The following is a 19,887-nucleotide window of genomic DNA, read 5'->3' on the forward strand; positions in this document are numbered from 1 at the left end:
AAAGTATAGTATACGCCTTGAATAACGAACACAGGCTGTATATAGTTAGTGTCTTTCGGCTGCCGGTGAAATTTTCGGGAGGACTTATGATAATTTGAGTTATAGGAATGGACCGTTTCCGAATTTGTTGCCATCGAAAAACATACCTGAACGCTAAACATTCTACCTTACACATGACTATTGCTGTTTATCCGGGGAGTCCCTTTCCCTTAGGTGCCACTTGGGATGGCAAAGGTGTAAATTTTGCGCTTTATGCCGATAACGCCTATGGCGTAGACCTTTGCCTGTTTCAATCCAAAGAAGATGATGCCGAATCTGTCAAAATCCGCATTAGTGAGCGGTCACATCATGTATGGCACGTATATGTACCCGACCTGAAGCCGGGTCAGCTTTACGGCTATCGGGTATACGGCCCGTTTGAGCCGTGGAATGGCCACCGCTATAATCCAAACAAACTCCTGATCGATCCGTACGCTAAGGCTATTTCGGGTACCATCGACTGGCACGATGCCTTGTTTGGGTACGAAGTCGGTCACCCGGACGAAGACCTGAGCTTCAGCGGGATCGACAGCGCGCCCTACATTCCGCGGTCGGTCGTGGTCGACTCAGCCTTTGACTGGCAGGGCGTTAAGCAGCCCAAGATTTCCTACCACAAAACCATTATCTACGAAGCCCACGTAAAAGGCTTTACCAAACTGTGCCCGGATATACCCGAAGAGATTCGGGGCACCTACGCGGCTCTGGCCCATCCGGTGACCATCGGATATCTGAAGGAGCTGGGTATCACGGCGCTGGAGCTAATGCCCGTGCATCATTTTGTGGCCGACCGGCACCTGAAAGAGCAGGGACTTACCAACTACTGGGGCTACAATACCATCGGCTACTTTGCGCCCGACGTGCGGTACTCCAGCAGCGGAACCCTGGGCGAACAGGTGACAGAGTTTAAAACAATGGTCAGAGAACTGCACAAAGCCGGCATTGAGGTCATTCTGGATGTGGTCTACAACCATACCGGCGAAGGCAGTCACTTAGGCCCTACGCTGTCGTTCCGGGGTATTGATAATGCATCGTATTACCGCCTGGCGGGCGATGGCCGGTATTACATGGATTATACCGGCACCGGCAACACCCTCAACGCCATGCAGCCCAATGTGCTCCGGCTCATCATGGACAGCCTGCGCTATTGGATTCTGGAAATGCACGTCGACGGCTTCCGCTTCGACCTGGCGGCTACACTGGCGCGGGAGCTGCACGCCGTAGACCGGCTGGGTTCCTTTTTTGACATCATCCACCAGGACCCGGTTATCTCGCAGGTTAAACTTATTGCCGAGCCCTGGGACATCGGCGAAGGCGGCTATCTAGTCGGCAAGTTTCCGCCGGGCTGGGCCGAGTGGAACGGAAAATACCGCGATTGTATCCGGGACTACTGGCGGGGAGCCGATAGTATGCTGGCCGAATTTGCCGAGCGGTTTACCGGTAGCTCCGACCTGTACCGCGACGACTACCGCCGGCCGACTGCCAGCGTCAATTTCGTGACGGCCCACGACGGCTTTACGCTGAACGACCTGGTGTCGTACAACGAAAAGTACAACCTGGCCAATGGCGAAAACAATATGGATGGCGACAGCCATAACCGCTCCTGGAACTGTGGCGTAGAGGGGCCAACCCGGAACCGGGCCGTTAACCAACTCCGGGACCGGCAGAAGCGCAATTTTCTGACTACGTTGTTTCTGTCTCAGGGCGTACCCATGCTGGTGGCCGGCGACGAATTCGGGCAGACGCAGCACGGCAACAACAACGCTTACTGCCAGGATAACGAAATTTCCTGGCTCAACTGGGAAAAGGCCGATAAAGCCCTGCTGGAGTTTACCCGCAAGCTGATCCGGCTGCGGGTCAAGCACCCCACGTTCCGGCGCCGGCGGTGGTTCAAGGGGCAGCCCATTAAGGGTATTGGTCTGGAAGATATTGCCTGGTTTCGGCCGGACGGTACCGAAATGAGCGAAGAAAACTGGAACCACGACTACGCCAAATCGTTGGGCATCTTTCTAAACGGCCGGGGAATTCGCTCCGTCGGGCCGAAAGGCGAAAAAATTCTGGACGATAGTTTTTACATCATTTTCAACGCGCATCATGAGATGCTTACATTCCGGTTACCACCCGAACGGTGGGGGAATCAGTGGATTGAAGTGCTGGATACCAGTGAAAACAAAGTAGCCGACGAAAGTACATCTTACGAAGCCGGCGACACTATTAAGGTAGAGGGTCGCTCGGTTGTCTTGCTTAAACAACCTTTAGTATGAATTCAGTAAGTACCGCGCAACGTTCCCTGGGGGCTACCTTCCACAATAGTAAAGCGGAGGTAGTTGTTTGGTCTCCCCTATCTGTGACCGTAGAAATCTGTTTGGTGAAAAACGCCAAATGCCTGCCGCTTACCGAAAACGAATACGGCTACTGGTCGCTGACAACCGACGAACTTCAGCCTGGTGACCTGTACAGGTTTCTGCTGAACGGCGAAACCGAGCGCCCTGACCCGGCCTCGCTTTCCCAGCCGGAGGGCGTACACGGGGCCTCACAGGCGCTGGACCTGTCGAATTTTAAGTGGACAGATCACCAATGGAAAAACCTGCCGCTGGAGGAGTATGTGATGTATGAACTGCATACCGGCACCTTTACGCCGGAGGGTACCTTTGCCGCTATTGAAGCCAAACTGGACTACCTGAAGCAATTGGGGGTCAACGCCATTGAGATTATGCCGGTGGCGCAGTTTCCCGGCTCCCGCAACTGGGGCTACGACGGCGTTTACCCGTTTGCCGTTCAAAACTCCTACGGGGGTGCCCGTGGCCTGCAGCAGCTGGTGAACGCCTGTCATCAGAAAGGCATTGCCGTGGTGCTCGACGTGGTGTACAATCACATGGGGCCGGAAGGCAATTATTTCAGCAATTATGGGCCGTACTTCACCGATAAATACAACACACCCTGGGGCCAGGCTATCAATTTTGACGATGCCTGGTGCGACGGCGTCCGGCGGTACTTCATTGAAAACGCGCTGATGTGGTTCCGGGATTTCCACATTGATGCCCTGCGGATGGATGCCGTTCACGCCATCAAGGATTTTAGCCCTACTCATATCCTGCGCGAAATCAAACAGCATGTCGACCAATTGATGATCGAAACGAGCCGGCCGCATTACCTCATTGTGGAACTGGACCTGAACGATACCCGGTTTATCAATCCGCTCGACCAGCAGGGCTACGGCATGGATGCGCAGTGGATCGATGAGTTTCACCACGCTCTGCGGGTAACGGCAACGGGTGAGCAAAGCGGGTACTACTCCGATTTTACCGGCATCGCCCACCTGGCCAAAACGTACCGGGACGCTTACGTATACGACGGGCAGTATTCACCGCACCGCAACAAACGCTTCGGCATTAAGGCGGAGGCTAATCCGGGGAAGCAGTTTGTGGTCTTTACCCAGAACCACGATCAGGTGGGCAACCGCATGATGGGCGATCGCCTTGGGCAGTTGGTCAGTTTTGAGATGCAGAAGCTGGTAGCCGGGGCTATGCTGGTCAGTCCGTACCTGCCCATGCTGTTTATGGGTGAGGAGTATAATGAGCCGAACCCATTCCAGTACTTCGTCAGCCATACCGACCCTGAACTGGCCGAGGCTGTGCGAAAAGGGCGCAAGAAAGAGTTCGCTCACTTCCACCTGGAAGGCGAAGCGCCCGACCCGACAGCCGAAGAAACCTTTCAGCAGTCGAAACTACAATGGGAACGGGTAAATCAGGAACCCCACGCTACGCTGTTCCGCTATTACCAGACGCTTATCAGCCTGCGCAAACAACATCCGGCGTTGCGGCATTTGAATCGTCAGCATCTGAAGGTAAACGTTGATGAAGCCAACAAGACGCTGGTACTGCACCGCTGGCATGAAGACCAGCACATGCTGGCCCTGATGAACTTCTCTACAGAACCTCAGCACGTACCGTTTGACGGGTTTAGCGGGCAGTGGCAAAAGCTGCTGAATTCGGCTGACACTCAGTGGGGTGGTGCCGTTCTATCACCTGAATTTGTTTCCAGCGCATCATCCATTACCTTACAGCCCGAATCCTTCTCACTCTATACCAGCCATGTATAACCCCGTTGCCACCTACCGATTGCAGTTTCATGGTGAGTTCACATTCGACGATTTAGATCGCATTATTCCCTATCTCCAGAAGCTCGGAGTGGGTACCGTCTATGCCTCACCTATCTTTGAAGCACCCGCCGACAGTACCCACGGCTACGACGGTGTAAACCCCCATCGCGCCAACCCGGGTATTGGCACCCGAAAGCAATTGCAGGACGTCAGTCAGAGCCTGAAAGACCAGGGCATCGGCTGGCTGCAGGACATTGTGCCCAACCACATGGCCTTCCACCCCGATAACCCCTGGCTGACGGATGTCCTCGAAAAAGGACAGATTTCCGAATATGCGGCTTTCTTCGATGTCGCCTGGACAGGTAAGCTCTACCGGGGCCGCATTATGGTGCCTTTTCTGGGCGCACCGCTGGACGAAGTTATCGCGAACGGCGAGTTAAGCATCGTGTACGAGGACAACCGTTTCTATTTCCGCTATTACGACACCGACTACCCGCTGCACCTGCGTTCCTACGCTACCATCCTCAAATCCGGTCCTGAACAACCCTCCGATGTTGTTCAGCAACTGATTGGTCAGATCAATGACCTGCACGACATCGACGAGCCTAAAGCTTACGCCATCCGCTGGGAAGAGTTACGCCTTCAGATGGGGTCGCTGATGAAAAACGAAGCCGTGCAATCGGGAGTAGATGCCTGTCTGAACGCCGTAAACAAAAATAAGGAGTTGCTGAGACAAATTTCCGACGAGCAGATCTACCGGCTTTGCTACTACGGCGAAACGGATACGCAGATCAACTACCGGCGCTTCTTCACCGTCAACAGCCTGATTTGCCTCAACATCCAGGACAAAGACGTGTTCGACCACTACCACAAGCTTATTAAAAAGATGGTCGGGCAAGGCGTGTTCCAGGGACTGCGCATTGACCATATCGACGGGCTCTTTGACCCTACCGGCTACCTGGAAAACCTGCGCGAAATGGCCGGAGACGAAACCTATATTGTAGTGGAGAAGATTCTGGAGCCGGGCGAGGATATACCCAAAAGCTGGCCCATTCAGGGCAATACCGGCTATGATTTTCTCTCGATAGTCAATAACCTGTTTACCAACCGGGAGAGCGAAGAGACCTTCACGCAGTTTTATCAAAAGCTGGTTGGCGACAGTACGCCGGTGCATGAGCAGATCCTGCAGAAGAAAGCCGCTATTCTTCGGGAGCACATGGCCGGGGAACACGAAAACCTGTACCAGCTCTTTCTGGTACTGAATCTGGCCGATGAGCAGATGCTGGCCGAAATAGGATCCGACGTGCTGAAAGAGGCAATCGGTGAACTGCTGATTCTGTGTCCGGTGTACCGCTACTATGGCAATAAACTACCGCTGGGAGCCGAAGAAACAGCGGCCGTGCAGGAAATCCTGAGCGGTGTCCGGCAGCGTAAACCCGAACTCGGCGCGGCCGTCGATTTGCTGGAAAACGTGATGCTCCGCAAACCGGCCGAAGGCGATGAAGAGTACAACCGCAATGCGCAGCGTTTCTACCAGCGGTGCATGCAGTTTACGGGGCCGCTGATGGCTAAAGGCGTAGAAGATACGCTGTTTTATACCTACAACCGCTTTATCGGTCATAATGAAGTTGGCGACTCGCCTGAGGTGTTCGGCATCTCGCCCGGGGAGTTTCACCGGAAAATGCAGGAGCGGCAGCAAAACTGGCCGCTGTCTATCAACGCCACCTCCACGCACGATACCAAGCGGGGTGAAGACGTACGCGCCCGCCTGAACGTGCTGACCGACCTGGCCGACGAATGGACCGAAGCCGTACAGGAGTGGCAGCGCATCAACGCCGGCCTGAAGAAAAATGATGCCCCTTACTCCAACGACGAATATTTTATTTATCAGACCCTGATCGGCTCCTACCGGATGCCCAATCAGGACGAGGATGATTACAGGAACCGGCTGCAGGCGTATCTGGAAAAAGCCCTGCGCGAGGCTAAGCAACAGTCCAACTGGACCACGCCTAACGAGACCTACGAGCAGGCTACCAAAGACTTTGCGGTTCGGCTTCTGGAAGAGAAAGGCCCGTTCTGGAAAAGTTTTCGGAAACTCCACCAGAAGGTTGTGGATTTTGGCGTAGTAAACTCGCTGGCACAGTTGGTGCTGAAATTTACCTGCCCCGGCGTACCCGATGTCTACCAGGGCACCGAACTCTGGGACCTGAGCCTGGTAGACCCCGACAACCGGCGGGCGGTGAATTACGAGCAGCGGGAGCAATGGCTGGATGATATAGAAGCCCGCGCCAAAGACAAGCCAGAAGCCTTGCTGAAAGAACTCTGGAAAAATCGCTACGACGCCCGCATTAAGCTCTGGTTGGTGCATACGCTGCTGAACGAACGGAAGCAGCAGGCCGACGTTTTTGCGAAGGGCAAGTATATACCGCTCACCGTAGCAGGAAAACACAAAGACCATGTGCTGGCCTTTGCGCGTCGGCACCAGGGCACCTGGTATGTGGTGGCCGTGCCCCTGCACCTGGCAGCACTGAGCCGGAAGCAGAAGGAAGATGTGCTGGATCTGGACTGGAAAGATACCCGGATTGTGCTGCCGGCCAATGCTCCGGATGAGTGGGAAAGCTTACTGCTGAAGACTAAGGGCAAGCATGATAATGAACTTGCCGTCAAAGACCTCTTTAAGCGATTCCCGCTGGCGGTGCTGAAGATGCAGCAGCCGGTAACTAACCGGGCCGCCGGTATCCTGTTGTCCATCACCTCGCTGCCCTCGCCGTTCGGCATTGGCGATATGGGGCCGGAAGCACGGGCGTTTGCTGATTTCCTGTTTCGCAGCCGACAAAAATACTGGCAGCTACTCCCACTCAACATGGCGGAGAAGGCGCAGGGGTATTCGCCCTACAGCGCTATCAGTAGTATTGCCGGTAATACTCTCCTCATCAGTCCCGAATTGCTGGTCGACGAAGGACTGCTGGACAAAAAAGACCTGAAGAAATATCACCTCGAATCAACCGATAAAGTAGATTTTGGGGCCGCTGAGGGAGTGAAAGAAAAACTGTTCGATCAGGCATACGCCAATTTTGTCCAGGGTGCGTCGCCCGAACTCCAGCAGGCGTTTGAGCAGTTCTGCGAACGGGAGGCCAACTGGCTCGATGACTTTGCCGTTTACCTGGCCCTGAAACAGCAGCATAATGGCAAACCGTGGTTTCAGTGGCCGGATCAGTACAAAAAACGAGACCCCGAGGCATTACAGGCGTTTGCCGACGAACACGCCGAGACGCTGCACAAGATCAAATGGCTGCAGTTTGTCTTTGCCAAACACTGGCGGGAGTTCAAGGCGTACTGCAACAGCCTGGACATTCAGCTCTTCGGCGACCTTCCGTTTTACATCAGCTACGATTCCGTGGATGTATGGTCGAACCGCGACATTTTCAACGTCGATGACGAGGGGAAGATGACCGGCGTTGCCGGTGTACCCCCGGATTATTTCAGCGAAGACGGCCAGCTCTGGGGCATGCCTACCTTTAAATGGGATGTGCTGAAAGAACGCGGTTACGACTGGTGGATACAGCGCATCCGCAAAAACATGCAGTTGTTCGACCTGCTGCGGCTGGACCACTTCCGCGCCTTTGCCGATTTCTGGGATGTGCCCGCCGGCGAGAAAACCGCCCGGAATGGCCAGTGGAAACGCGGTCCGCGTGCCGAACTGTTCCGGATTTTGGAAGAAGAATTAGGCCACCTATCGCTGGTGGCCGAAGACCTGGGCGACATTGATGAGCCGGTGTACCAGCTCCGCGATGAATTTAACCTGCCCGGTATGCGCGTGGTGCAGTTTGCCTTTAACGACTCCCTGCCGGTAACCGAACATATTCCGCATAACTACAACACCACCAACTGCGTAGCTTATACCGGAACGCACGATAACAACACTACGGTAGGCTGGTACCGCAAAGATGCCGCCAAAGAGGATCGCAAGCGGCTGGATCAGTATGTGGGCACCGCCGTACGTGAAAAAGACGTGCATAAGGTCCTGGCCCGGCTCATCTACGGCTCCGTGGCCCGCATTGCCATGCTGCCGGTGCAGGATGTAATCGGTCTGGACGAAACCGCCCGGCTGAACACCCCCGGCTCAGGCGAAAACAACTGGCTGTGGCGGCTGAAGCCGGGGCAGTTGACCCAGGCCGAAGAGAAATGGCTGCGGAAAATGACCAGGCTGTTCAACCGGCGATAACTAAGAAGCTGAGTAACCAGCCATGTCGGCTGGTTACTCAGCTTCTTAGTTATTCAAACGTTTCTTTCAGCGTATCCACCCATTTAGGGTCTTCTACCTCATCTTCCAGCAGGAAAGAGTAGGGGTGCAGTTCCGAAAGGTGCGAGCAAACGATACGGACAATGGCAAACAAGGGTTCAGACAGAATCATATCCGGAATGCCCCAGATTAGCTCCCCCGCTACAACGGCAATAATGGTGAAAACAGGCCTCTCTATACCAGCACCCTGCTGGTATAGTTGACAGTAGCATGGTGGATTTTTTTGAACATCAGGTGAATAGGGCGGTTATTCCCCCATACGTTATGATCAACTTATTTAACAATGAAAACGAAATATTGGATTCTGACCTTGACGCTTTCTGACTATACTGGGTAGTATAACGCAATTCGGTTGCGAGTCTAAAACCGAACGAAAAGCCGAAGAGGTACAGGATGCCTACAAAGATCTTTCTGCTCAAATACGTTATGATTAAGATTGGATACCACTCCTCGCACGAACAATTTAAGCCCAGCACATTACTAAGGAACGTTCGACTGGCCCAGCAGGCTGGGTTTACGGCCGGTTCCTGCTCCGACCACTTTCATCCCTGGAGTAATACCCAGGGCGAAAGCGGCTTTGCCTGGTCGTGGCTGGGCGCGGCTTTGCAGGCTACCAACCTGAGCTTTGGCGTGGTCAATGCGCCTGGTCAGCGCTACCACCCGGCCATCATTGCCCAGGCCGCAGCTACCCTGGCCGAATTGTTTCCGGAGCGATTCTGGATTGCTGTAGGCTCCGGGCAGGCGCTCAACGAACATATTACCGGCGACAAGTGGCCATCCAAAGCCGACCGGAACGTTCGGCTAAAAGAGTGTGTCGATATTATGCGAGCGCTCTGGAACGGCGAAACAGTGACCCATAAGGGCCTGGTAACGGTGGAGGACGCTATTCTGTTTACCCGCCCGACCGTAAAGCCCCTGATTTTTGGGGCCGCCGTTACCGCCAAAACCGCCGAATGGGTGGGTAGTTGGGCGGATGGCCTGCTGACGATTTCGCAGCCCCGGGAAAAGCTGCAGGAGGTTGTGGATGCGTTCCGGCGCGGTGGGGGCGAGGGCAAACCCATGAACCTGAAAGTGCAGCTCTCCTACGCCGATACTGAGGAAACAGCGCTACAGGGCGCTCACCAACAATGGCGCTCCAATGTGTTCCCTAACAATGCCCTGACCGAATTACGAATGCCGGAACAGTTTGAAGCCATCGGCCAGATGGTGAAACCCGATGAAATTACCAATATGGTAAACATTTCGTCGGACCCGGCCCGCCATATTGCCTGGTTGCAGACGTACCTCGACATAGGCTTTGAGCAGCTTTATCTACATAATGTCAACCTGGAGCACGAGCGGTTTATCGACGTATTTGGCGAACGAGTGCTGCCTGCGCTGCTAACAAAATAAACATCATCTCTTCCTGATAGTTAACCATAAAGACCAACAAATCAACGATTATGAATACAGAATCACAAAAAACAGCCCTGATCACGGGGGCCTCCAGCGGCATTGGCCGGGAGCTAGCAAAGTTATTTGCTAAGGACGGCTATAACCTCGTTCTGGTTGCCCGGAGCGAAGACAACTTGCAGCAGTTTGGCGATGAACTGAAGCAACAGCATGGCCTTCAGCAGGTCACTATTGTCGACAAAGATTTGTCGAAGGAGAATGCGGCCCGCGACGTGTACGATGAGGTTACCGGGCAGGGTATCACTGTCAACGTGCTGGTGAACGATGCCGGTGTGGGGCTGCACGGTATGTTTGCTACCGAAACAGATTGGGAGAAAGAAAGCGCGATGATTCACCTGAATACCATTACGCTGACGCACCTGACCAAGCTGTTCCTGAAGGATATGGTTGCCCGCAATGAAGGTAAGATTCTGAATCTGGCCTCGATTGTATCCATCATGCCGAATCCGCTGATGGCCGTGTATGCCGGTACCAAGGCGTATGTCTATAATTTCACGCAGTCGCTCGTAAATGAACTGAAAGATACCAACGTCACCATTACGGCGCTGCTGCCCAATGCCACGGATACCGATTTCTTTAACAAAGCCGGTGCCGAGAATACCAAAGTTACCGAAAAGCTGGATGACCCGGTGATGGTGGCTAAAGATGGGTATAAGGCCCTGATGAAAGGAGAAGCCAAAGTGGTTGCGGGCGGCCTGGGTAATAAGTCATATGAGGTGCTGGCCCATATTGCGCCGGAGGAGGCTCTGAACGCCATGATGCGCAAAAACATGGAGCCAAAGGATGAAGAACTGGACGGTTCTTCGACAAACTCAAGCCTGGCCTGGGGCATCGGTGCAGCTGCCGCTATCCTGATCGGTATTGCGGCCGTAGCCGTGTATAACAACACCAGTGCGTACGACCAGCTCCGGTATCGGTATAAGTTCAGCAGAGCTAAGTCGAAAGTGGCCAATGCTTTTAACAATATGAAAGACAGTGTTGCCGATACCTGGTCAGATGCGGAAAACAGCGCTAAAAAGACGTGGGCAAACACTAAAGACGAAGCAAAAGACCGTTGGTCGGCTGGTAAAAATAGCGCCAAAGATACCTGGGCGAGCGGTAAGGATGGCACCCAGGAATCCTGGTCAGACGCCAGACACGGTGCCAAAGATGCCTGGTCCAGCGTTAGAAAAGCAGTCGTCGACGCAATGTCCTAAGGATAGGCTACGTATGGCAACAGGATTGTTTTATACGCTTCTGTTGCCATATTGATGTTAATTCATCAACGTATGGAGCAGCAGCAACAGACCTTACTCAAAGACTACTCATTAGAAGAACGGGGGGCTTACTTTGGCGCATTAGCGACCATGGCTTCGGCCGACGGCAATGTATCGCCCGAAGAACTGGAGTTTCTGCGCCTGATGGGCGAAGCCGCCGAACTCCCCGAGAACATGCGGGAAGAGGTGGTGCAGATTGCCAACAACCCGTCTGCTATTAGCCTTCAGCGCTGCCTGAATACCCTGAAAGGCAGCCAGCTCCGTTTTTCGTTTATCACCGATATTATCAGTTTCGCCAAATCCGACGGCAACTACTCGCCGGATGAGCAGGACCGTATAAAAGATATGGCGGCTTACCTGGAGGTTACCCAGGAGCAGTTTAGTATATTGGATCAGTTTGTCGACAAAGCCGGCGAAGCGCAGCAGCGGGGCGAAGATCCTACTTCGCCATCCTTTCTGAACAAGAGCGGCTTTGGCGATATGTTTAAAAACGTTAATATTTCTCCACAGATGGTGCAGGGGATGCTGGGTATTCTGGCACCAATCGTTATTGCGGGGATGATGCGGGGTGGCCGACGGCGAGGTGGTATGGGTAGCATGATTGGTGGTGGGCTGTTGGGCAGCTTGTTGGGCGGGGGCGGTATGTATCGCGGGAGTGGCCGGCATAGCGGTGGCATGGGATCGTTGATTTCGATATTGGGCGGATTGAATGGCAGGCCGGGGTATGATAGTATGCGTTCGGGCGGATTGGGTGGTTTGCTGGGTGGTATATTGGGTGGCGGCCGTCGACGGGGCGGATTTGGCTGGTAATACATACCATAGAATGGGATGGGGATTATGCCGCCGGGCCTACCTGGCTCCGGTGGCATAATCCCTTTTTTGTACAAATCACCAGTGGGCCGCGTAAGGCAGGCCGGAGCGGCTAAAAAGCTAATTTTAAAACGATTTTTGCTTTAGTGCGCTCATAATTAGATGAAGTTCAGACTTGGGTTTACGCTAATTTTCCTGTAATTTTGCGTGCCGAATCATAAGGCAACTTCTTTTATACCTACTTCAATACGCAATGATAACTGCAACAGCAACAAATAAGGGAAAGGTTACCCAGGTAATCGGTCCGGTTGTTGACGTGAGCTTTGAGGGCGAAGGGTCGCGGCTACCGGCGATTCTCGACGCGCTGGAAGTCACCAAGACCAATGGCCAGAAAGTAATATTGGAAACCCAGCAGCACCTCGGCGAAGACCGGGTTCGGACCATCGCGATGGACTCGACCGACGGTTTGCAGCGGGGTATGGATGTTATCCACCTGGGTGGCCAAATCACCATGCCGACGGGCGAGGGCATCAAAGGCCGTCTGTTCAACGTGGTTGGTGAGGCTATCGATGGTATTCCCCAGCCAAAAAGCACGGGTGGTCTGCCGATTCACCGGGCGGCTCCCCGGTTCGAAGACCTCGCAACCTCAACCGAAGTGCTTTTCACCGGTATCAAAGTGATCGACCTGCTGGAGCCGTACGCCAAAGGTGGTAAGATTGGTCTCTTCGGCGGTGCTGGGGTAGGTAAAACCGTACTTATTCAGGAACTGATCAATAACATTGCTAAGGCGTACGCTGGTCTGTCGGTGTTTGCCGGGGTGGGTGAGCGTACCCGCGAAGGAAATGACCTGCTCCGCGAAATGATCGAAGCCGGTATTATCCGCTACGGCGAGGCCTTTAAGCATTCGATGGAAGAAGGAGGCTGGGACTTGTCGAAAGTAGACCCGGCTGAACTGGCCGAAAGCCAGGCGACCTTTATCTTCGGTCAGATGAACGAGCCTCCCGGAGCCCGTGCCCGCGTAGCGCTGTCGGGTCTGACCATTGCCGAGCACTTCCGCGACGGCGACGGTACCGGACAGGGCCGCGACATTCTGTTCTTTATCGATAACATCTTCCGCTTTACCCAGGCTGGCTCTGAGGTATCGGCTCTGTTGGGCCGGATGCCGTCGGCCGTAGGGTATCAGCCTACGCTGGCTACCGAAATGGGTGCCATGCAGGAGCGGATTACCTCAACAAAGCGGGGTTCTATTACGTCGGTACAGGCAGTATACGTACCCGCCGATGACTTGACCGACCCCGCACCGGCCACTACTTTCGCCCACCTTGACGCCACAACGGTACTGAGCCGTAAGATTGCCGAGTTGGGGATTTACCCGGCCGTGGATCCGCTGGATTCAACCTCCCGGATTCTGAGTGCCGAGGTTGTTGGTGAGGAGCACTACAACACCGCGCAGCGCGTGAAAGAGATTCTGCAGCGGTACAAAGAACTGCAGGACATCATCGCCATCCTCGGTATGGAAGAATTGTCGGAAGAAGATAAGCTGGTAGTGGCGCGTGCCCGTCGGGTACAGCGTTTCCTGTCGCAGCCGTTCCACGTAGCCGAGCAGTTTACCGGTCTGAAGGGTGTACTCGTCCCCATCGAAGACACCATTAAAGGCTTCAACGAAATCATCGACGGTAAGTATGACCACCTGCCGGAAGCCGCCTTTAACCTGGTGGGCACCATCGAAGATGCCGTTGCCAAAGGCGAGCGCCTGATGAAGGAAGCAGGGCAATAAGAAATCGTTTGAGGTTTAAGGTTTAAGGTTTGAAGTTGCTCCGCTGGTTTGACTTCAAACCTCAAACCTTAAACCTCAAACCTCAAACGATAAAAAAATGCAACTCGACATAATTACTCCCGACCGGAAGGTGTTTTCCGGAGAAGCAACGTCGGTGACGTTTCCGGGAACCGAAGGGCAATTTCAGGTGCTGAACGACCACGCTCCGCTGGTGAGTACCCTGGCTCGTGGTCCGGTAACCATCAATGGTGGTGCCGGGCAGCAGGTCATCACCGTAGATGGTGGCGTCGTTGAAGTACTCCGCAACCGCGTGCTGGTACTGGCCGAAGCGGTGCTGTAAAAAGCATTTACTCAAATGGTATGAAGGACAGGCTTACTCAGGGCTTGTCCTTTTTTGTTTTCTTTGGTTATGAATTACATCGAACTGCAAGTAACCGTTTCCCCCGAGTTTTCTGATATTCTGATGGCCGAACTGGCCGAACTGGGATATGAGTCCTTCGTTGAAACCGAGGAGGGGCTGAATGCCTACGTGCTCGAATCCGATTTCGACGCGTCGGCACTGGCGGATTTAGTAACTAAATACGAGCGTCAAACCGCAATAGCCTACCAATTCAGTACGTTAGAGAAACAGAACTGGAACGAGGAGTGGGAGCGTAATTATCAGCCGATTGAGGTAGCCGGTCTGGTGCGGGTGCGGGCTTCTTTTCACAAGCCCGACGAGCGGTACGCCTACGACATGCTGATTAATCCCAAGATGTCGTTCGGTACCGGTCACCACGAAACCACCGCCATGATGCTGGAGCACCAACTAGCCATTGACCATACCGGCAAAACCGTGCTGGACGTGGGCAGTGGCACGGGTATTCTGGCCATTATGGCGATCAAACGTGGAGCCGCCAAAGCCCTGGCTTTTGATATTGAGGAGTGGGCGGTTGAAAATGCCCGCGAAAATGCGGAACTTAACCACTGCCCGCAGATAGAGGTGTTTCAGGGGACCATTGCCGATGTAGACCCGACCAACCGGTACGATGTTGTGCTGGCCAACATAAATCGGAACGTGCTGCTGGCCGAGATTCCATTGTACGCCAATTTATTGCATACGGGAGGTACGCTTCTGGTGAGTGGTTTTTACGAACACGACAGTCCGGATATCGAACAAAAAGCAATCGAAGCCGGTCTGACGATCAGCGGTAAACAGATACGCAACCAGTGGGCCTCGCTTCGTTTTACGAAATAGCTTATGAAACGTTATTACACCTATGGGCCTGCTGGCCGGAGCCTGATGGGATTTCTCATCCTGGCTGCTCTTTCGCTGGGGGGGGCGGTATATGGTCAGGCAGTAAAACTATCCGATAAGCCGGATCAGTTTCTGAGCGATCTTCAGAAATTGATGGCTACCGGTGGCCCGGTTTCGGTCAGGGCGCAGAAAAACCTGCAGGCACTCTGGGAAGAAAATCGCTTAAATCCGCAGCAGCGGGAGCGGATCATGGCCCTGAGCCGTAAGATGAACACCAAACGCTACCAGCCGGTGGCACATTTTACTCCGCTGTACGAGTCGCTGTACCAGGCTAGCTATGCCCAACAACCAGCCCTGCCGGCACAGGAGCTGGATAACCTGCTGACGGTAGCCGAAAAAACGGTTGAGCACAGCGACCAGAAGGCTTTTGCCAAAACAATGGAGACGCTCCGGCTTTTCCTGACGAGCCGGCTGCTCTATGCCGGTAATTACAACAAGCTTTACGCCCACGGAGGCACCTTCTCGCTTCGGTATCTGGATGCCGCCGGTAGAGATGCCGGTAATCAGCCGGACACTAAAACAACGGATGCCGAGGGTACAACGGCGGCTCCGGCTACGTCGTCCAGCCGCTTTGATGGCTGGGATGACCCCATTCCCCTCGATTCCGGCAAGACCCGCCCGCTTGGACCACGATTTATTCCTCAGCTAAAGCCGATGCCTGCGGTTACCGGGCCGGTGCTTACCTTGAAAAACAATACGCTGGCGATGGTTGCCAACGGCGACTCGGTGCTGTTGTCGGAGACTGGCGGGGATCTGATGCTCAAAGACGGTATCTGGGTCGGCAAAGGTGGAAAGTTTACCTGGGAGCTGGCCGGCCGGCCAGATATCTTTGTTACGCTGGATGAATACACCCTTGCCACCATGAGCCCGCGCCTGTCGGCAGATGACGTGACGCTGACGATGGGGCAGGGCTCCCGGCCGGTTAAAGGTGTTTTTGAGTATGTCAGCAAAAAGAGGGCTGCTAATCAGCCGGTTACGTATCCCCGTTTTATGTCCTGGCAAAGCGATGTAACTATGCCGGGGCTTGGCTCAGACCTGGACTACAAGGGTGGTCTTGCGTTGTCGGGCACCCGGCTCGTTGGGGCATCGGCCAGCGGGCAGCTTTCGGTGCTGACGGTTAAGCACAACGGTAAGCCTTCGTTCCGGGTGGCCGGCCGCCGGTTCGAGTTTGTCGATTCAACCATTACGGCTCCCGTTGCCTCCTTTGCCGGCTATATCGAGGCCGACTCGGTAACGCATCCGGCGGTGCAGTTCCGCTTCAACCGCACCGAGCGTATTGCCTGGCTCAATAAAATTGACCGCCTGGGCTATGGTAAAGTGCCCTATGCCGATAGCTACCATAAATTTTATATTCTGCCGGAGGTAGTGCGCTGGGATGTGCCGCGTCAGAAAGTAGACTTTTACCAGATTGGGGCTAAACATGAAGTGCCCATTCGGCTAGAGTCGTTCGACTACTTTGACCCGCAGCGGTACAGTACCATTTCGGTCGATTACGGCTTTCATCCGCTCCAGATTGCGGCCAACTATATTTCTACCAAAAAGACACAGACCTTCCTGCCCGATGATCTGGCGCAGTTCGCTAAGGTCAACGTTAATGCCCTCAGCGCAGCCCTCGACCGGATGGTGCGGGAGGGATACCTCGATCAGGACGCCAATACGGGCCTGATGCGGTTGAGCCGGAAAGGGGTCCTGTACATCCTGGCCTATGCTCAGAAACGCGACTTCGACAACTTTCAGGTGCAGTCGATGTTTGTCTCCAGCGACAGCACCAAGAACGCCAGCATCGATCTGAAAGACAAAAACAAATACCTGACCGTGCGGGGGGTAGACCGCTTCATCATCAGCGATTCGCTGAAAATCTTCGGTATTCCCAGCGATAAAACCCTGCGTATCGGCAAGGGACGTGCCTTTGTGATGAATGGACAGCTCAAGGCCGGCACCATCCGTTACTCTGGCCGGGACCTGGCGTTCGACTATGACAAGTTCTCCATGAACCTCAACAAGATCGACTCCATTACCTTCACTCCGCAGAAGCTGGCGGCACAGGGAAAAACCGGCGAGGTCGGGGGGGATATAAAATACGAAAAACCCGGCGTGGTGTATTTCGGCAGCGCCGACAATAAATCCGGGCGGATCAAAGACAAAAAGACGACCCAGCGGCTGGTTATGCCCGAAGGTATGACCGTGTATTTTAACCAGCCTATACGGGGTGATAAAATCTATAACGAGAAGGTGTATTTCAAAATACCCGCCATCGACAATGATAGTATCGGAAAAGGCGATATATCGTTTGTTGGCACCTTCTACTCCAATGGTATGTTCCCGCCGTTTAAAGCAGAGTTGAAGACCATGCCCGACAATACCCTCGGCTTTGTGCACAAGGCGCCGGCCGCCGGTTATCCTGTCTACGGCAGCAAATCCAACGTAAAGCTGACCGGAGAACTGGTCATGGATAAAGAAGGGCTCCGGGCCGAAGGCGGAGTACTGAATCACCTCACGGCCAGTCTTACCACCGATGGCGTGTTGTTTATGCCCGATTCGCTGGTGACATCGGGTAAAGCCGGCCAGATCCGGGAAGGCGTGGTGGGAAAAGGCTATTTCCCCAACGTTCAGCTCAACAATTACACTATGAAGTGGTGGCCTAAGGCAGATAGCATGGTCATTATAACCAAGGGCAATAACTTCAATTTCTACAACGGCACCACCAAGCTGGACGGCAATGTGGTACTACGCTCCAGCGGCCTGTTCGGCAATGGTACCCTGCGCCGGAATGATATTGAGGCCATATCCGAAAATATCAAGTTCAACAAAGAAGGGTTTTTGGCCGATAAGGCCCGGCTTCGGGTCATTGCGGATAAACAGGCCGGAAAGCCTATCCTGCTGGGTAACGACGTAGATGTTGATTTCAACCAGGTAAAGAGTATCGTCAACTTCACCATCAATAAGAAACAGCAGAGCATTGATGATACCCTCGAATCCAGTTTTGAGTTTCCGTACGCTGCGTATAAAACGTCTATCAACCGCGCTCAGTGGAATATCAGTGCCAAAACCATAGCGATGAAAGGCGATGTGAAAACATCGACGTTTACCGCAACGGGAGAGGAGCAGGAGGGGCTTACCTTTAACGGGTCGGCTGCGGTGTATGAGGTCGAGAAGATGACGCTCAACATCAGCGGAGTACCCTACATCAACTCGGCCGATGCCCGTATTTATCCCGATAAGGGGGTTGTCTCTATTCGGCGTAATGGCGAGATGCTGGCCCTGAAAAATGCCCGGCTGGAGCTGGATACCATTAGCCTGCACCACCGGCTGAAAAACGGTAATATTCAGGTCGTGTCCCGTACCCGGTTTGCCGGAGATGCTACCTACCAGTTTGCCACCGCAGCGGGCGATACGGCAAGCATCAAGATGGGCAGCTTTGATCTAAAGGAAGCGCCCGTGCTGGCGTCAAACGGGGTCGTGGCCGATACCCGATCGGCCCGTCGCCGGAGCAGCCAGAAACCGCTGACCACTTACTATACTGTGGCTCGTGCGGAAATTGAAGAAGACGACAAACTGCTGCTGGCCCCCAAAATGCAGTTCAAAGGGAATATTACCATGCAGGCTCCGGAAAAAGACCTGACCATTGATGGCTATATCAAACCGGCGCTGAAGAAGCGACAGGATCTAATCAGCGGCTGGATACCCTTCAAGGAGAAAGTGGTGGAGTCGATCGAGATTAAAGTCGACAACAAGCTTAAAAACGAGGGAGACCAGCCGCTGGTAGCCGGTATTCATTACCGGCTCGGCAGTACGGGCATCTACCCGACTTTCCTGTCGCCCAAAGAAGATCCGAAAGACGAAGATATCTTCACGGCTACCGGAGTGATGCGGTACGACTCCAAAGATAAGGTGTTCCGGATTGTATCGAAAGGAGCCGACGGACTGGAGGACATAGAAGGCGCATTTACGTTTGATGACAATAAAGGTAGTATGACCTTTAAGGGGCCGCTGACGTTACTGAACCCGACGCAGTACCTGACGGCTTCCGGTTCGGCACGCATCAACGTAGATAGTGCGCTGTACCGGCTTAACACATTTATGGTGTTTAACTTCCCCGTGGCTGAGCCGCTCAACACCGCTATGGCCGAGAAACTGGTTAAGGCCAACCTGGAGGAGAAAAATGATGAGGCTGCCGACGATGACCTGAACCGCTTGTCGGATAAACTGGCTCCCATCATCGGCGCAAAAGCGGTGGAAGAGTATCGGAATAAGGCCCAGAACCAGCACGTACCTCTGGTGCAGGCGTCGCCGAAGCTGAATGCCATGCTGGTGCTGGCAAATGCCAATCTGCGGTGGTCGGAGAAATATAACGCGTTCTACAGCACCGGGCAGTTAGGGATATCCAACATGAACACGGTTGATGTAAATGCGCAGATGGACGGCTTTGTGGAAATTCGCAAAGGGGCAGCCGGCGATGAGGTGACTATTTATCTGGAGTCGTCGCCCGATGTGTGGTTTTTCTACGATTATCATCCCGGCCAACTGGCCATTGTTACTTCCGAGCAGGAACTGAACGATCGCATCACGGCAGGCTCTAAAAACAGCAAATCATCGCTGGAAATTGTGCCGGCTAGTGTCGATGAAAAAACTATGTTTGTCGATCGCTACCTCGATCAGTACAAGACCAAAGCCAAACCCATCCCCAAAGCACCCGGCACCAAAGTGGTGAAGAAAGAGGACGAGAAGAAAAAGGAGAAAGAAAAGAAAGTGGAGGAGAAGGAAGGGTTTTAAGTGGACAGTTCTCAGCAGGCATTGGGCAGTCAACATATTTGATGGTGATGAGTACCTACTGCCTACTGAGAACTGCCCGCT

11 protein-coding genes are annotated in these 19,887 nt (G+C 53.8%); 10 read left to right on the plus strand and 1 reads right to left on the minus strand.

Annotation, left to right across the window (positions count from 1 at the left end; translation table 11 throughout):
• Nucleotides 1–173: 173 nt before the first annotated feature.
• The 3 genes from glgX to treY are packed head-to-tail and all read left to right on the plus strand — an operon-like array spanning nt 174 to nt 8,363.
• The gene (gene glgX / locus ABD931_RS18595) at nt 174–2,300 is read left to right on the plus strand and encodes a glycogen debranching protein GlgX (protein ID WP_345269385.1); all 2,127 of its coding nucleotides are present in this window, start codon (nt 174–176) and stop codon (nt 2,298–2,300) included.
• A complete protein-coding gene (gene treZ, locus ABD931_RS18600; RefSeq protein WP_345269386.1) occupies nt 2,297–4,138 on the plus strand; it encodes a malto-oligosyltrehalose trehalohydrolase in 1,842 nt (613 codons plus the stop codon). The genes glgX and treZ overlap by 4 nt, the downstream gene beginning before the upstream one ends.
• Nucleotides 4,131–8,363 carry a malto-oligosyltrehalose synthase gene (treY, locus tag ABD931_RS18605; RefSeq protein ID WP_345269387.1) on the plus strand — a complete coding sequence of 1,411 codons (4,233 nt, stop codon included), beginning with the start codon at nt 4,131–4,133 and terminating at the stop codon, nt 8,361–8,363. Before treZ ends, treY begins: the two co-directional genes overlap by 8 nt.
• A 49-nt stretch (nt 8,364–8,412) precedes the next feature.
• Here treY and ABD931_RS18610 read toward each other — a convergent pair whose 3' ends face one another.
• Nucleotides 8,413–8,553, minus strand: a complete 141-nt coding sequence (locus tag ABD931_RS18610; protein ID WP_345269388.1) for a hypothetical protein — start codon at nt 8,551–8,553, stop codon at nt 8,413–8,415.
• Between the two features lie 314 nt (nt 8,554–8,867).
• Between ABD931_RS18610 and ABD931_RS18615 the strand changes: the two genes are divergently transcribed.
• From ABD931_RS18615 to ABD931_RS18645, 7 genes are all read left to right on the plus strand, one after another.
• The gene (locus ABD931_RS18615; protein WP_345269389.1) at nt 8,868–9,833 is read left to right on the plus strand and encodes a TIGR03885 family FMN-dependent LLM class oxidoreductase; all 966 of its coding nucleotides are present in this window, start codon (nt 8,868–8,870) and stop codon (nt 9,831–9,833) included.
• 50 nt (nt 9,834–9,883) lie between these two features.
• Nucleotides 9,884–11,089 carry an SDR family NAD(P)-dependent oxidoreductase gene (locus ABD931_RS18620; protein ID WP_345269390.1) on the plus strand — a complete coding sequence of 402 codons (1,206 nt, stop codon included), beginning with the start codon at nt 9,884–9,886 and terminating at the stop codon, nt 11,087–11,089.
• A gap of 72 nt (nt 11,090–11,161) precedes the next feature.
• Nucleotides 11,162–11,959 carry a tellurite resistance TerB family protein gene (locus ABD931_RS18625; protein ID WP_345269391.1) on the plus strand — a complete coding sequence of 266 codons (798 nt, stop codon included), beginning with the start codon at nt 11,162–11,164 and terminating at the stop codon, nt 11,957–11,959.
• 253 nt (nt 11,960–12,212) lie between these two features.
• On the plus strand, nt 12,213–13,736 hold the full coding sequence (atpD, locus tag ABD931_RS18630) for a F0F1 ATP synthase subunit beta (protein ID WP_345269392.1): 1,524 nt from the start codon (nt 12,213–12,215) through the stop codon (nt 13,734–13,736).
• Between the two features lie 97 nt (nt 13,737–13,833).
• Nucleotides 13,834–14,076, plus strand: coding sequence for an ATP synthase F1 subunit epsilon (gene atpC / locus ABD931_RS18635; RefSeq protein ID WP_345269393.1), 243 nt, complete (start codon nt 13,834–13,836; stop codon nt 14,074–14,076).
• A 69-nt stretch (nt 14,077–14,145) separates the two neighbouring features.
• Complete coding sequence (gene prmA, locus ABD931_RS18640) at nt 14,146–14,973, plus strand: 50S ribosomal protein L11 methyltransferase (RefSeq protein WP_345269394.1); 828 nt, start codon at nt 14,146–14,148, stop codon at nt 14,971–14,973.
• A 3-nt stretch (nt 14,974–14,976) separates the two neighbouring features.
• Nucleotides 14,977–19,806 (plus strand): hypothetical protein, encoded by a 4,830-nt coding sequence (locus ABD931_RS18645; protein WP_345269395.1) that lies wholly within the window; start codon nt 14,977–14,979, stop codon nt 19,804–19,806.
• The last annotated feature ends 81 nt before the right edge of the window (nt 19,807–19,887 follow it).

Source organism: Nibrella viscosa, from assembly GCF_039541875.1.
Classification (GTDB): Bacteria; Bacteroidota; Bacteroidia; order Cytophagales; family Spirosomataceae; genus Nibrella; species Nibrella viscosa.

Excerpts from the sequence above, each read along its gene's own strand:
- glgX (WP_345269385.1), top strand. The coding sequence starts at position 174 with ATGACTATTGCTGTTTATCCGGGGAGTCCCTTTCCCTTAGGTGCCACT.
- treZ (WP_345269386.1), top strand. The coding sequence starts at position 2,297 with ATGAATTCAGTAAGTACCGCGCAACGTTCCCTGGGGGCTACCTTCCAC.
- treY (WP_345269387.1), top strand. The coding sequence starts at position 4,131 with ATGTATAACCCCGTTGCCACCTACCGATTGCAGTTTCATGGTGAGTTC.
- ABD931_RS18610 (WP_345269388.1), bottom strand. The coding sequence starts at position 8,553 with ATGATTCTGTCTGAACCCTTGTTTGCCATTGTCCGTATCGTTTGCTCG.
- ABD931_RS18615 (WP_345269389.1), top strand. The coding sequence starts at position 8,868 with ATGATTAAGATTGGATACCACTCCTCGCACGAACAATTTAAGCCCAGC.
- ABD931_RS18620 (WP_345269390.1), top strand. The coding sequence starts at position 9,884 with ATGAATACAGAATCACAAAAAACAGCCCTGATCACGGGGGCCTCCAGC.
- ABD931_RS18625 (WP_345269391.1), top strand. The coding sequence starts at position 11,162 with ATGGAGCAGCAGCAACAGACCTTACTCAAAGACTACTCATTAGAAGAA.
- atpD (WP_345269392.1), top strand. The coding sequence starts at position 12,213 with ATGATAACTGCAACAGCAACAAATAAGGGAAAGGTTACCCAGGTAATC.
- atpC (WP_345269393.1), top strand. The coding sequence starts at position 13,834 with ATGCAACTCGACATAATTACTCCCGACCGGAAGGTGTTTTCCGGAGAA.
- prmA (WP_345269394.1), top strand. The coding sequence starts at position 14,146 with ATGAATTACATCGAACTGCAAGTAACCGTTTCCCCCGAGTTTTCTGAT.
- ABD931_RS18645 (WP_345269395.1), top strand. The coding sequence starts at position 14,977 with ATGAAACGTTATTACACCTATGGGCCTGCTGGCCGGAGCCTGATGGGA.